We start from the raw sequence: 13567 nt of genomic DNA on the forward strand, positions 1-13567 counted from the left end.
GTCAGCGCACGCGCTCGGCGGTGAACTGCATCCGCGGGGCGGCGAAGGCGTCCTGCGCCTGGACGATCTGCAGCTCCCGCTCCCCGGAGCGGTACGTCAGCTCGATGAGGTCGAAGACGCTGGAGGTGGTGCGCTCCAGCGCGGTCTTCGCGTCGCCGGTGGAGCGGTAGTGCGCCGCGAACAGCGCCGCGGTGACGTCCCCGGAACCGTTCGCCTTGAACGGCAACCGCGGGGTGCTCACGATCCACCCGCCGGCGTCGTCCACGGCGAGCATCTCCAGGACGTCCTCGCCCGTCTCGGGCCGCTCGACGCTCGTCACCAGCACCGTGGACGGGCCCATCGCGCGGGCTGCGTCCACGGAGGCGAGCGTGGACTCCAGCGTCGTCGGCTCCGTCCCGGTGAGGAACCCGAGCTCGAACTGGTTCGGGGTGATGATGTCCGCGACGGGAACCACGCGGTCGCGCAGCAGGTGCGGGATCTCCGGGGCGACGAAGCAGCCCGACTTCGCGTTGCCCATCACGGGGTCGCACGCGTACACGGCCGAGGGGTTCGCGGCCTTCACCCGGCGGACGGCGTCGACGATGACGTCACCGATGCCGGTGCCACCTTGGTAGCCGGACAGGACGACGTCGATCTTCGGGAACACGCCCCGCTCCTCGACGCCGGTGATGACGTCCCGCACGTCCTCGGCGGCCATGACGGGACCCCGCCACGCGCCGTACCCGGTGTGGTTGGAGAAGTTCACGGTGTGGACGGGGACGACCTCCACACCGATGCGCTGCAGGGGGAACACGGCGGCGGAGTTCCCGACGTGGCCGTGGGCCACCGCCGACTGGACGGACAGGACGATCACGGGTTCAGCCCTTCGACGGCGCGGGACGTGCTGCACGGGCCCGCGACCGGCCGCACGCTGCCGCCGCGGGCCCGGGGGAGCCTACCCACGGACCCGCGGCGGCGCGTGCTGTGCGGGTGGGCAGCGTCAGCGCCGGCGCCGCAGCCCCCACCGCGTCGCGGCGACGACGGCGGTGAGGAGGATCAGCGCGGCGCCGCCGGTGAGCGCCGCACCGCGCGCGCCGGCAGCCCGCACGGCACCGGCCCGGTGCAGGCGCACCCGTGGACTCCCGAGCACCACGCGACCGAAGCGCGACTCGACACCCGCGCCGACGTCCAGCACGGGCCCCTCGGGTGTGAGCACGCGGGCCGACAGGCCCGCGGAGGCCAGCTCCTCGGAGACGCGGGCCAGCGCCGCCGCGCGGGAGCGACCGCCGCGCAGCCCCGCCGCGGCAGCCGCCTCCTGGACCCTCTCGGCGAGCGCCCCGGCGTCCGCGGTGCGCACCAGCAGCTGCGTCCCGTCGGCCTCGACGCGCACGTCCAGGTCGTCGAGCTGCAGCGACAGGTCCGCGCTGACCCGCAGGCCCGCCGGGAGCGACCCGGCGGGCGGTGGGGCAGCGCTCACCCGCGGCTCGCGTCCTCGGCGGTCGTGATGCGCAGGACCCCGTTCAGCTTCCACGTCGCGCGCGGCGCCTCCGGGCCCGTCTCGCGGGGGACCTCGACCTGCATGTCCACGAACTCGTAGTTGATGGCCGCGCCGCGGCCGGTGAGGTAGCTCCACATCTCGCGGAACAGGTCGGAGAAGCTGGTGGCGTCCTGCCCGGTGACGTCGGAGGTTCCCGAGGTCGTGCGGAGGGAGTCGGCGCTGGCGGCGCTGCTGGTGTCGGCGGAGGTGGTCACGTCCTGCCCTTCGTCGCGGATCGGTCGCCCTGCGTCCCCGCGGGCGCTGAGCCGAGTGTGGCCGCGCGCCGGGGACCCCGCCACCCGCGAGGACCGCCGGCCAGGTCGGGGTCGTCGGTGGTGCCGTGGACGTGACGCCTCACGAGCCGGAGAGGCGGGATCGTGTCGGCGGCGTAGGCCAGGACGGTGGGCCCCCAGGGGCTCGAACCCTGAACCCGCGGATTAATAGGCAACCCGGCTCTCGTCCGGACGGTGCCGACTGAGGCTCTTTGGCCCTGTGACCTGTGACTTCTCTTCCACGCCGGTGCCGCCCGGTCCTGCTGGACCGGGCGGTACCGGCGCATCCGTTAGCGCGGTGTGAGCGCGCGTCCGCCTCGTGCCGGGACGTGCGCCGCCCGCGGCTGCCCTCGAGATGCTGCGGAGAGACCCATGAGCACGCGCCCACCCATCCCCGCGCCTGACCAGCAGGCGCCCTCCTCGTCCGAGTCCCGCCCCACCGACCTGCCCCGCGCGAGTGCCCCGGCCGACGGCCCGTCCGGTGCGGGTGATGACGTGTCGCTGATCGTTGAAGAGCCCCGCTTCGCCTTGGTGCCGGAGTGGGTGATCGACGCCGCCGTCCCGGACTCCTCCTTCCGGCTGTACTCGCTGCTGCTGCGCTACGGCGGCACCTCCGGTCAGCGCATGCCTTCGCGCACCACGCTGGCCCGGCGCATGCACCGCTCGGTGGACGCCGTCGACCGGGCCATGCGCGAGCTGGTGGCCGCGGGCATCGTGCGCGTGGAGCACCGGCGCAGCGGCCAGCAGTACCTGTCCAACCGCTACCACGTGCGCACCTCCGGCCCGCTGCCCGTGGAGCAACCGCTCGCGCGGCCGCCCGCAGCAGGTAGCCGCACTCCTGCGGCCACCCCGGCCATCGCCGCGGCCGGGGCGAGTGGTGGCCGCGCGGGCGCGGCCACGGGTAGCCGCACGGACGCGGCCACCCCTGACCGCACTTCTGCGGCGGTCCCTGGCCGCACGGGCGCGGGCAGGGTGGCCGCAGGAGTGCGGCACGACCCAGAGGTTCCTACCGAGAGCACACCCCCTCCTCCTGGCGCACCGCCTGCGGCATCCAGCGGTCCGGGTCGTCGGGTGGAGGAGGTGGATGCCGAACTGTTGCGCCGGTGCGGCGTGGAGGACGTCGGTCAGCTGGCCGCCCGCTGCATGGCGGCTCGCCGCTCGTTGGGACTGTCGGCCACCCGCTGGGCCTCGCACTGCGTGGCCGCCGCGCTGCACCTGGCGGTGCGTGGCCGTGGCTGGCCGGCCGAGTTGGCTGTCCCCGCGCTGCTGGCCGTGGCCGCCGACCCGGCCAGCCTGTCGCCGATGCGCCTGGCCGAGGCCGGCCCCTGGTGGGACCAGGTGGCCGGCGCAGACAGCCAGACCGGTGGCGGCGCGCTGGACGTCGAGGAGCTGGCTGCCATGGAACGGCGCCTGGCCGAGCTCGGTGGGCAGCGCGTGGGACTGCAGGCCAGAGCACGGACCCAGCTGGCCGGTGAGGGTATGCCGGTGACGCGCACCACCGTGCTGCGCCGGGCGTGCGAACTGCTGGACGGGCGGGCCGGCGGGTGAACCGGCTGGCGACCGTGGTGGGCGCCGCGCCTGCCCAGTTCCTGGGAGCCGTCGCCGGCACCTGTCGGGCCGCAACGCGGCTGAGTGCAGGAAGGGCGGGAGCAAGATATGCATCTGGTCCCCAGATGCGCCCGCGCACCCGGCCTCCGGCCGGTGCGTGCGGCGCTGGCCTCGAGCGCGAGGCCAGCGGGACCGGGCGCGGTCCGACGCGAGCGGGTGCCAGTGGCGCCGCGCACAGGGACGTCGGCGGCGCTGGGGGAGCGGCGTGAGCGCCCGGGTGCGCACCCCGGGCAGGGATCGACTGCACGTCTCTCCGGGCCGCAACCGACAGGTCAAGCTGCGCTGCAGCGAGGAGGAGTTCACCGCGCTGGCGGCCGCGGCGCGACTGGCGGGGCTGACGGTCAGCGGCTACGCCGCCGAGGCGGCGATTGCGGCGGCGCGCGGTGCACAGGCGCCCTCGACGGCGCCGCTGCGCACCGCGCTGGTGGAGGTGATGGCCGCCCGCAGCCAGGTGCGCCGCTTCGCGGTCAACGTCAACCAGGCTGTGGCCGCCCTCAACGCGACCGGCCAGCCGCCGGAGTGGCTGGCCGACGCCGTCGCGCTGACCACCCGAGCGGTTGCACGGCTGGACGAGGTGGCCGCGCAGCTGGCCGTGGCCACCCGACGGCCGGCGTCCGCCCGAGCGGCGACGACCGCGCTCGCGATCGCAGCGGACCTGCGGACTGATGCACGGACACCCACCCCAGCCTCCGTGGCCGAGGGTGAGCAGGGACCGCGGTGAGCGCGGTGTCCGAGCGCTGGTCGACCGAGCCCGCAGTGGGAGCCGGTGGGAGGACGAGTCGCTTCGACCAGGCGGTCGAGCGCGTCGCGGCGCTGGGCGTGGCCGTGCTCATCGCCATCGGCTTCACCGCCAGCTACACCACGCTGCGCGACCTGGCCGCCGTGGTCGGCGGTTTCCCGCCGTGGCTGGCGCCGGTCGTCCCGCTCTCCTTCGACGTCGGCATCGTCGTGCTCAGCCTCAAGGTCGTCCTCGCCGCCCGCGCCGGACGGCGGGCCCGTCTGCTGCGCACCCTGGTCATCACCCTCTCCGCGCTGACCGTCCTGGCCAACGGCGCCGCCTCACCCACGTGGTCCGGCCGGCTGCTGCACGCGGTCCCGCCGGCGATGTTCGTCATCTGCTTCGAGACCGTGGCCGCCGGTGCCCGGCGCACCGCCACGGACCAGTTCGCGCAACGGGCCCACGAACCGGAGCTGCCGCTGGCGCGCTGGCTGCTCGCCCCGCGCGAGACGTGGCACCTGTGGCGCGCGCGTGTCCTCGCCGGTCCCGTCGCCGCTCCTGCCCGCGGGCCGCACGAGCAGGCTGCAACGGCCGACCGGCCTCCGCGCGGGGTCGCAACCGGCGCCGAGGTCGAGGACGAGGTCACGGACGACCGCAGGAGGTGCCGCGAACGCGCTCCGGCCGGCACTGTCCCAGCTGCGCCTCTTCGCCCCGGGCGCGCTCCGCACGGTGCGCGGCTCGACGTCGCCGTCGCTGAGCTGCGCCGACGGCCGCGCACCACGGCCGTCGCTCTGGCCGACGTGCTGCGCGCCGCCGGGCATGAGGTCTCTGTCCGCACCGCGCAGCGCGTCCGATCTGATGCCGAGCGCATCCTCACCGAGGCTCCCTCGTGATCGGCAAGGTCAGCCGCGGCAACGACACCGCCGGGTTGCTCCGGTACCTCTTCGGCCCCGGGCGCGCCAACGAGCACACCGATCCGCACCTGGTGGCCACGTGGGACGGGGACGACCCGCAGGCGCTCGCCGGCTGGCAGCCCACCCACGACGGCCGGCGCCACGACGTCCGCGCACTGACCGCCGTGCTGGAGCAGCCGCTGGCCGCGCTGCTGCGCCAGCCGAGCAAGACCGTGTGGCACGCCTCGCTGCGCGCCGCCCCGGACGACCGCCGGCTCAGCGACGAGGAGTGGGCTGAGGCCGCCCGCCACGCCCTGGACCGCGTCGGGCTCGCACCCGCTGGCGATGACGGCGCCTGCCGGTGGGTGGCGGTGCGCCACGCGGAGGACCACGTGCACCTGCTGGTCACCCTTGCTCGCCAGGACGGCAAGAGCGCGCGGACCTCCCACGACTACCGTCGGCTGGGCCAGGCGTGCCGCGACCTCGAGGAGCGCTACGGGCTGCACCGCACCCCGGCGCGCGACGGCACGGCCACCCGCCGGCCCACCCGCGCGGAGAGCGAGAAGGCGAGGCGTCTGGGTAGAGGCGAGTCCAGTCGCGAGACGCTGCGCCGCGAGGTGCGCCTGGCAGCGCTGGCCAGCGACGGCCCCGAGAGCTTCGTGGCGGACCTGCGAAGCCGCGGGCTGCTGGTCAAGCTGCGTCACAGCAGCCAGGACCCGACCCGGGTGAGCGGCTACGCGGTGGCCTGGCCCGGCGATCACGACGGCGACGGCCGGCCGATCTGGTTCAGCGGCAGCCGGCTGGCCGGAGACCTGAGCATGTCCAACCCGCTCGTCTCGTGGCGCGGTGCCAGTGACGGCACAAGCAGGGTCACGCCCGCACGACGACGGTCACAGGCCACCAGAGCTGCAGGTGTGCAAGGGGTCGAGTCCTCCTGGCGAGTCGCAGTGCGCTCACTCGACGTGGCGCAGGCGCGGGTCGACACGAGCACTGTGTCATCGCACGAGCTCGCAGCTGTTGCTCGGGCCGCAGCAGACGTGTTGCTGAGCGCAGCGCGCGTCCTCGAGGGCGTGCGTGGCGGCCCTCTGACCACGGCGGCCGATGCGTGGGACCGCGCCTGCGGGCGTGGACGTCCGCGGACCCGCAGCGATGGGCTCGTGGCCGCTTCTCTGGAGCGAGCAGCTCGTGTAGTCGCGCTGTCTGACCGAAGCCTCGCACCCGAGGCTGCGGTGGTTGTCGTCCGCGCCTGCGAACTCCTGGTCGCTGTGGTGCGTCGGGGCGGTCGCGGGGGAGGACCGCACGAGCCGCTTCGTCGATCGTCGGTCCCGACACCGCCCTTCGCTCACACGATCGACCACCGCAAGCCGACGCGTGCACCGGGCGCGCCACCGCGCTGACACCGGTCCGGCACGCGCCTCGCCCGCCCGGGGTGCCCTGCACCAGGGCGTGGCGCGGTTTCGCTTGACACGCGAGTCGGCGTCCGTGCATCCTTCCTGAAGGATGATGCGGTCCTGAATAGATATTTGCAGCTGACGACGGGGTCGCACTCACCGCTCACCCGGGAACTTCCGGGACGGACTTCTGCACTGCCGCGCACGGTCGCCCGACAGTCGAGAGGGGAACTGATGTCCAAGCCAGGTGTCGTCGTCGCGCTGGACCAGGGCACGAGCTCCACCAAGGCCGTGGCCGTCGACGAGACCGGTGCCATCATCGCCTCGCACGTCGTCCCGGTCGCCCAGCACGTGCCGCAGCCGGGATGGGTCGAGCAGGACCCCGAGGAACTGCTCGTGAGCCTCGTGACGGCCGCCGAGCGGCTCGTCGTCGACCTGCCCGGCCCGGTGGTCTCAGTCGGTCTGAGCAACCAGCGCGAGTCGGCTCTGGTGTGGGAGACGCGCACCGGCAAGCCGCTGGGGCCGGTGCTCGGTTGGCAGGATCGGCGCACCCGTGACCACGCGCGCTACCTCGAGACCCTCGCTGGGCCGCGGATCCGCGAGCTCTCGGGACTGCCGGTGGATCCGATGTTCTCAGCGCTGAAGTTCGCACGACTGCTCGACGAGGTCGATCCTGACCGGAGCCAGGCCAGGAACGGTGACATCACCGTGGGGACCCTCGACGCCTGGCTGGTCCAGCGCCTGACGGGGGAGCGGCGCATCGAGCTGGGCAACGCCAGTCGCACCCAGCTCCTCAACGTGCGCACCGGTGGGTGGGACGACGAGCTCATGGACATCTTCGGCATCCCGCCGGCTTCACTGCCGGACCCAGTGCCCTCCGACCTCCCGACCGCACCTGTCGAGCACCACGGTGCCCTCGACGGGCTGCGCATCGGCGCCGTGCTCGGCGACTCGCACGCGGCGCTGTTCGCGCACGGTGTGCGAGGAGAGGGAAGGGTCAAAGCCACCTACGGCACAGGATCGTCCGTCATGGGACTGAGCTCTGGACCGGTCAGTCCTGACACCGGACTGGTGGAGACGATCGCCTGGCAGCACCGCGGCGAGATCGTCCGCGCGTTCGAGGGCAACATCCTCTCCACCGGGGCAACCTTGCAGTGGCTGGCCGGAGTGCTCGGTTGCAGCACCGCCGAGCTGGCCGAGCTGGCCGCCTCGACCCCCGACAGCGGTGAGGTCGTTCTCGTGCCCGCTTTCGCCGGTCTGGGCGCACCCTGGTGGGACGAGACCGCCCGCTCCGTCATCACCGGTTTCGGCCTCGGTACGCGGCGCCAGCACCTGGCGCGTGCCGCGTTCGAGTCGATCGCACTGCAGGTCGAGGACGTCCTCGAGCGAGCCGACGCCGTCTCCTCCGAGCGGGTGCACACCGTGCTGGCCGACGGCGGGCCGACCCGCAACGACTGGCTGGTGCAACTGCAAGCGGATCTCAGCGACCGGCAGGTCCTGCGCGCTGACGCAACGGCCCTGTCCGTGACGGGCGCCGCGCACTTGGCCGGACTCGCGTCCGGGTTGTGGGACGAACTCGCGGTCCAGCAGTTGCCGCGCCAGCGCACCACCTTCAGCCCTTCGGCGGTGCCCGGGACGCCTCACGTGCACCGGCAGTGGCGCGCCGCCGTCCGCCGTGCCCGTGCCGCTGTCTGACCCGCAGTCACTCGCAGAACCGCAGTGCTCGAGGAGGAACACCCCGTGACCGACCCCACCACCGCCTCCGCGCTGTTCGCCGGCCACTACCGCGGCCGCCGCGTCGTCGTCGTCGGTGCCGCTCGCGGCATCGGGCGCGCCATCGGCGCGGCGTTCGCGCGAGCGGGAGCCACCGTCCGTCTGGTCGACGTCACCGACGCGGTGCACACCACCGCTGCCGAGCTGCGCGACCAACGGCTGGACGTCACCAGCGTCACCGCCGACGTCACCCGTGAGGACGAAGTTCGAGCCCTCTTCGCTGACCTCGTCCAAGAGTGGGATCGGCTGGACGTGCTGGTCAACAACGCAGGCGTCATCACCATCGACGACCTTCGCTCCACCTCGCTGGCGGATTTCGAGCGCGTGCTGGCGGTCAACACCACCGGACAATTCCTCACTGCCCGTGAGGCGTACCCGCTGCTGAAGGCGAACGGGGGCGGGGTCATCCTGAACGCTGCCTCCGGACAGGCGCGACAGGGATTCATCTACACCCCGGGTTACGCCGCCTCCAAGTTCGGCGTCCTCGGGCTGACCCAGTCGCTGGCCAAGGAACTGGCGAAGGACGCCATCCGCGTCAACGCCTACTGCCCCGGGATCGTCGCCACCGAGATGTGGGACTACAACGACCGCGAGTGGGGCAAGCGCTTGGGTGACTACGCCCCGGGCGAGCTCATGCGCGAGTGGATCGATGCCATCCCCATGGGCCGGGCGGCGCAGGAGTCGGACATCGCCAACGCGCTCCTCTTCCTCGCCTCGGACGCAGCCGGCTACATCACGGGTCAGGCGCTGAACATCGACGGCGGAATGTTCATGAACTGACGGTTCTCGAAAGCTACTCCCCGGACGACCCCTTACTCCAGGAGACCCCATGAGTCACGGAACGTTGAACACACCGACTGGCCGCGCTCCTGCTGCGGCGGACGGTGACGCTGGCTGGCGGGGCCAGCTCAAGGCGATGACCTCCGGCTCCGGCGGGGCGCTGCTCGGCCTGATCGCGCTGGTCGTGGTGCTCTCGTTCATCGCGCCGAACTTCCTCACCGGCCGCAACATGCTCAACATCGTCGACCAGATCACGGTGCTGGGCATTCTCGCCCTGGGCGCCACCGCCGTCATCATCACCGGGGGCATCGACCTGTCGGTCGGCGCGGTGCTGGGGCTTTCCACGATGGTCCTCGGCTGGTTGTCCCACCAGGGCGGCTGGCCCATGTGGGCCTCCATGATCGCCGCTGTCGCCGTCGGAGCAGCGGCCGGTGCACTCAACGGCATCGGGGTGACGGTCGCCAAGCTGCCGCCCTTCATCGCCACCCTGGCCATGCTGTCCATCGCCCGCGGTCTGGCCAACCTCATCACCGACGGCCAGCAGATCGTGGGCTACCCGGAGTGGTTCTTCCTCCTCTCCTCCGACCGCCTGGCCGGTTTCCTGTCCGTCACGACGCTGCTGCTCATCGCGCTGTACGTCCTCGGCGGCCTCTTCCTGCGCTACCGCGCCAGCGGCCGTGCTCTGTACGCCATCGGGGGCGGGGCGGAGGTCGCCCGGTTGGCCGGTATCAAGGTCAAGCGCGTCACCGCTTCGGTGTACGTCGCTGCTGGTGCCCTGGCGGGCGTCGGTGGCATCGTGCTGGCCACGCGGCTCGACTCCTCCCAGCCCACCGCGGGCACGGGCTACGAGCTGGACGTCATCGCCGCCGTCGTCATCGGCGGTGCCAGCCTGACCGGCGGGGTCGGGCGCGTGACCGGAACCATCATCGGTGTTCTGCTCATCGGTGTGCTCCGCAACGGCCTCAACCTGCTGGGCGTCTCGCCCTTCATCCAGCAGATCGTCATCGGCACTGTCATCGCCGTCGCCGTGATGGCCGACGTCCTGCGCCGCCGGTCCTGATCCGCTCGCGCCCCGTCCCCGGGTGACGCGACTCGAACCACCGGCCGCGTCGGCCCTCCTCGCCCACCTCGCACGTCCATCCCAGTTCGAAGGAGAACCCATGCGCATCCCCCGTGTCGCGATCGCTCCCGTCGCGGCGATCGCCCTGACCCTGACCGCTTGCAGTGGCGGCGATGCCGCCCAGGGCGACGACGGGCAGGTCACCATCGGTCTGGCCGTCGCCAACCTGCAGGCCGACTTCTTCAACCAGATCCGCCAGTCGGTGGAAGCGGCGGCCCAGGAGCAGGGCATCGAGGTCACCGTCGCCGACGCCGGCGGTGACGCTGAGCGCCAGGTCAGCCAGATCCAGGACATGATCACTCAGCAGGTCGACGCGATCATCTACATCCCCGCTGGTGCCACCGCCGCCACGGTGCCCGTCCGGGCGGCTCAGTCCGCCGACATCCCCGTGGTCACGGTCGACCGCAACCCCGACGGCGCTCCCGGCGACACCTTCATCGCCACCGACAGCGTCGCCGCCGCTCAGGCACTGGGCGAGTGGGTGGTGCAGGAGACCGGCGGCACCGGGACCCTAGGGGTCATCCAGGGTCAGATCGGCACGACCCCCGAGATCGCGCGCGACGAGGGGTTCAAGGCCGGCATCGCCGGTTCTGACATCCAGGAGGTCGCGCGCCAGTCCTCCGACGCCTGGGCGCAGGACGAGGGGTTCCAGATCGCGCAGGACATGCTGCAGGCGAACCCGGACATCAACATCTTCTTCGGCCGCGCCGACGCTCTCGCGCTGGGTGCCGCCCAGGCGGCTCGAGCCGCGGGGCGCACCGACATGACGATCGTCGGGTTCGACGGTGACGTGGCCGGGCTGGAAGCGGTGCGTGACGGCGTCATCTCCGCCACCGTCACCCAGCCGACCCAGGCGATGGGACGGCTGGCCGTCGAGTCGGCGATCGCGCTGAGCGAGGGCGAGACGCTGCCCGCTGAGCAGCTGCAGGAGGGTGTGGTGACCACCCCGGAGAACGTCGAGCAGTTCATCGCCGAGCACCCGTGACCCATCGCGGACTCCTCACCCGGTCCACCGGACGAACCGGCGGGCCGACCCGCACGAATCGACCTGCACGGACCGTCCCGACCACGATGGAGCGAGCGCATGGCAACGGATCTCGGCGCCGGTGACCTGGTCGTCACCGGTGCGGTGAAGGAGTACCCGGGCACCCGTGCCCTCGACGGGGTGGACCTGCGGGTGGGTCCCGGGGAGCTGGTCGCCCTGCTCGGGGAGAACGGAGCGGGCAAGTCGACTCTCAGCGGCATCATCGCCGGGGCCACGACCCCCACGGCGGGGTCGATGACCTGGCGCGGGCGTCCGTACGCGCCGACCTCTCCGGCCGACGCCATCGCGGCCGGCATCGGGATGATCCACCAGGAGATGCGTCTGCTGCCGGAGCTGACCGTGGCTGAGAACGTCCTGGTCGGCCGCTGGCCGTCTGCATCCGGAGGTTTCATCAGCCGTCGTGAGATGCGCCGCCGGGCCAAGGAGAAGCTGGACCAGCTCGGGTTCTCCCAGAGCATGGACACTCTCGTGCGTGACCTGTCCGTCGCCGGGCAGCAGCAGGTCGAGATCGCCAAGGCGCTGGCCCTGGACGCCAGGCTTCTCATCCTCGACGAGCCCACGGCTGCTCTCGGCGGCAACGAGACCGACGCGCTCTTCGAGTGCGTCGGGCGCTTGAAGGAGGAGGGTGTCTCCTTCATCTACGTCAGTCACCGCCTGGCCGAGATCCGCAGGATCGCCGACCGCATCGTCGTCCTGCGCGACGGGGCGCGCGTCGCCGAGCACGACCGCGGCGACGTGCACCCGGACCAGCTCGTGCAGGAGATGGTCGGCCGGTCCGTGGAGCGGCTCTTCCCCGAACTGCTCCCACCCCGCGAGGAGGTCGTCCTCGCGGTCGAAGGTCTCACCTCGGCCCAGGGGCGCTTCCAGGACGTCAGCTTCAGCGTGCGTGCGGGTGAGGTGTTCGGCGTGGCGGGCATCGTCGGTGCGGGACGCACCGAACTGGTCCGTGCCGTGGCGGGTGTCGACGCGGTCAGCGCCGGCACGGTGCACGTCAAGGGCCGCCGGCTCCGTCCGCACTCCATCGGTGACGCCATCGACGCCGGTGTCGTGCTGGTCCCGGAAGACCGCAAGGCTCAGGGCGTCATCGTCGCCGACCGCATCGACGACAACGTCGCCCTGCCGCACCTGAAGGCGCTGACCACCGGCGGCTGGCTCGGCCGCCGGCGCCTGCGGCAGGCAGCCGACGGGGTGATCTCCCGCCTCGGGGTCAAGGGGCGTCCCGGGGACCGGATCGGTGCCCTGTCCGGTGGGAACCAGCAGAAGGTGGTCATCGGCAAGTGGCTGCAGAAGCAACCGTCGGTGGTCATCCTCGACGAGCCTACGCGTGGCATCGACGTGGGTGCGCGCGCCTCCATCTACGACATCGTCGCCGAGCTGTCCGCTGCCGGCGTGGCGATCGTCGTGGTGAGTTCCGACCTGGACGAGGTGCTCGGTCTGTCCCACCGCGTCATGGTGCTCAGCCGTGGGCAGGCCCAGGGGATCCTCGAGCACGAGGAGGCCGATCCGTCGCGGGTGATCGCCCTCGCGACCGTCTGACCCCGGGTCGAACCGCCACCAGGGCACCGGCCGCTGAGCGGCCCGGATGCCGACACGAACCTCAGGAGGAGACCTTGTCCGACTTCACCTTCCGTCTCGACGGCGAGGTGGCCCTGGTGACCGGTGCCGCCAGCGGCATCGGCCGTGCCATCGCCGTGGCCATCGCCGAAGCCGGTGCGTCCGTCGGGTGCGCCGACCTCGCCGGGGCCAACACGAGCGAGACCCTGCGCCTCATCGAGCGAGGCGGCGGTACGGCGCTGCCCATCACCTGCGACGTCACCGATGAGGAGCAGGTCGACGCAGCCGTCGCCCGGGTGGAGGAGGAGCTGGGGGCGTTGTCGCTCGCTGTGAACTCCGCCGGCATCGCCAACGCGGCCCCGGCTGTGGACATGCCGCTCGCGCAGTGGCAGAAGGTCTACGACATCGACGTCACCGGCGTCTTCCTGTCCGCTCGTGCCCAGGGGCGCGCCATGCTTCGGCACGGGCGCGGTTCGATCGTCAACATCGCCTCGATGTCCGGCACGATCGTCAACCGCGGCCTCCTGCAAGCGCACTACAACAGCGCCAAAGCCGCCGTGCAGCACCTGAGCAAGTCGTTGGCGATGGAGTGGGCCGACGGCGGGGTGCGGGTGAACAGCATCAGTCCCGGCTACACGGCCACCCCGATGAACGTGCGCCCCGAGGTCGCCGAAGCGGTCAAGCAGTTCGCCGCCGAAACGCCGATGCAGCGCATGGCCGAGCCGTGGGAGATCGCCGGGCCGACGGTCTTCCTGCTGTCCACCGCGGCCAGCTTCTGCACGGGCGTGGACCTGCTGGTCGACGGCGGTTTCACCTGCTGGTGAGCGCGAGCGGACCTGGACCGCTGCGGGTTCCGGCAGCTAGACTGAGCATCATCAAGCAGTGCTGAATAGATAT

General features: G+C 72.3%; 13 protein-coding genes. 10 read left to right on the forward strand and 3 right to left on the reverse strand.

Annotation, left to right across the window (positions count from 1 at the left end; all coding sequences use genetic code 11):
- Position 1: 1 nt before the first annotated feature.
- The 3 genes from pdxY to ACRYMY_RS03150 all read right to left on the reverse strand — a co-directional run bounded on the left by pdxY (position 2) and on the right by ACRYMY_RS03150 (position 1731).
- On the reverse strand, positions 2 to 853 hold the full coding sequence (gene pdxY / locus ACRYMY_RS03140) for a pyridoxal kinase PdxY (RefSeq protein WP_432545815.1): 852 nt from the start codon (positions 851 to 853) through the stop codon (positions 2 to 4).
- 126 nt (positions 854 to 979) lie between these two features.
- Positions 980 to 1456: a hypothetical protein gene (locus ACRYMY_RS03145; RefSeq protein WP_432545816.1), complete on the reverse strand. Its 477-nt coding sequence runs from the start codon at positions 1454 to 1456 to the stop codon at positions 980 to 982.
- A complete protein-coding gene (locus tag ACRYMY_RS03150; RefSeq protein WP_432545817.1) occupies positions 1453 to 1731 on the reverse strand; it encodes a hypothetical protein in 279 nt (92 codons plus the stop codon). The genes ACRYMY_RS03145 and ACRYMY_RS03150 overlap by 4 nt, the downstream gene beginning before the upstream one ends.
- A 588-nt stretch (positions 1732 to 2319) precedes the next feature.
- Between ACRYMY_RS03150 and ACRYMY_RS03155 the strand changes: the two genes are divergently transcribed.
- From ACRYMY_RS03155 to ACRYMY_RS03200, 10 genes are all read left to right on the forward strand, one after another.
- Entirely contained in the window at positions 2320 to 3336 is a 1017-nt protein-coding gene (locus ACRYMY_RS03155; protein WP_432545818.1) for a helix-turn-helix domain-containing protein, read from the forward strand.
- Between the two features lie 265 nt (positions 3337 to 3601).
- Entirely contained in the window at positions 3602 to 4117 is a 516-nt protein-coding gene (locus ACRYMY_RS03160) for a plasmid mobilization protein (protein WP_432545819.1), read from the forward strand.
- Entirely contained in the window at positions 4114 to 5007 is an 894-nt protein-coding gene (locus tag ACRYMY_RS03165; protein WP_432545820.1) for a DUF2637 domain-containing protein, read from the forward strand. The genes ACRYMY_RS03160 and ACRYMY_RS03165 overlap by 4 nt, the downstream gene beginning before the upstream one ends.
- The gene (locus ACRYMY_RS03170; protein ID WP_432545821.1) at positions 5004 to 6404 is read left to right on the forward strand and encodes a relaxase/mobilization nuclease domain-containing protein; all 1401 of its coding nucleotides are present in this window, start codon (positions 5004 to 5006) and stop codon (positions 6402 to 6404) included. The genes ACRYMY_RS03165 and ACRYMY_RS03170 overlap by 4 nt, the downstream gene beginning before the upstream one ends.
- Positions 6405 to 6632: 228 nt before the next feature.
- Positions 6633 to 8093 carry an FGGY-family carbohydrate kinase gene (locus ACRYMY_RS03175; RefSeq protein WP_432545822.1) on the forward strand — a complete coding sequence of 487 codons (1461 nt, stop codon included), beginning with the start codon at positions 6633 to 6635 and terminating at the stop codon, positions 8091 to 8093.
- A 45-nt stretch (positions 8094 to 8138) separates the two neighbouring features.
- Positions 8139 to 8951, forward strand: coding sequence for an SDR family NAD(P)-dependent oxidoreductase (locus ACRYMY_RS03180; protein WP_432545823.1), 813 nt, complete (start codon positions 8139 to 8141; stop codon positions 8949 to 8951).
- A gap of 136 nt (positions 8952 to 9087) precedes the next feature.
- Complete coding sequence (locus tag ACRYMY_RS03185) at positions 9088 to 10011, forward strand: ABC transporter permease (protein WP_432545824.1); 924 nt, start codon at positions 9088 to 9090, stop codon at positions 10009 to 10011.
- Positions 10012 to 10111: 100 nt separating this feature from the next.
- Positions 10112 to 11056 (forward strand): substrate-binding domain-containing protein, encoded by a 945-nt coding sequence (locus ACRYMY_RS03190; RefSeq protein WP_432545825.1) that lies wholly within the window; start codon positions 10112 to 10114, stop codon positions 11054 to 11056.
- A 99-nt stretch (positions 11057 to 11155) separates the two neighbouring features.
- On the forward strand, positions 11156 to 12652 hold the full coding sequence (locus ACRYMY_RS03195; RefSeq protein WP_432545826.1) for a sugar ABC transporter ATP-binding protein: 1497 nt from the start codon (positions 11156 to 11158) through the stop codon (positions 12650 to 12652).
- A gap of 74 nt (positions 12653 to 12726) precedes the next feature.
- Positions 12727 to 13494 carry an SDR family oxidoreductase gene (locus ACRYMY_RS03200; protein WP_432545827.1) on the forward strand — a complete coding sequence of 256 codons (768 nt, stop codon included), beginning with the start codon at positions 12727 to 12729 and terminating at the stop codon, positions 13492 to 13494.
- The last annotated feature ends 73 nt before the right edge of the window (positions 13495 to 13567 follow it).

Source organism: Kineococcus haloalkalitolerans (assembly GCF_050871905.1).
Classification (GTDB): Bacteria; Actinomycetota; Actinomycetes; order Actinomycetales; family Kineococcaceae; genus Kineococcus.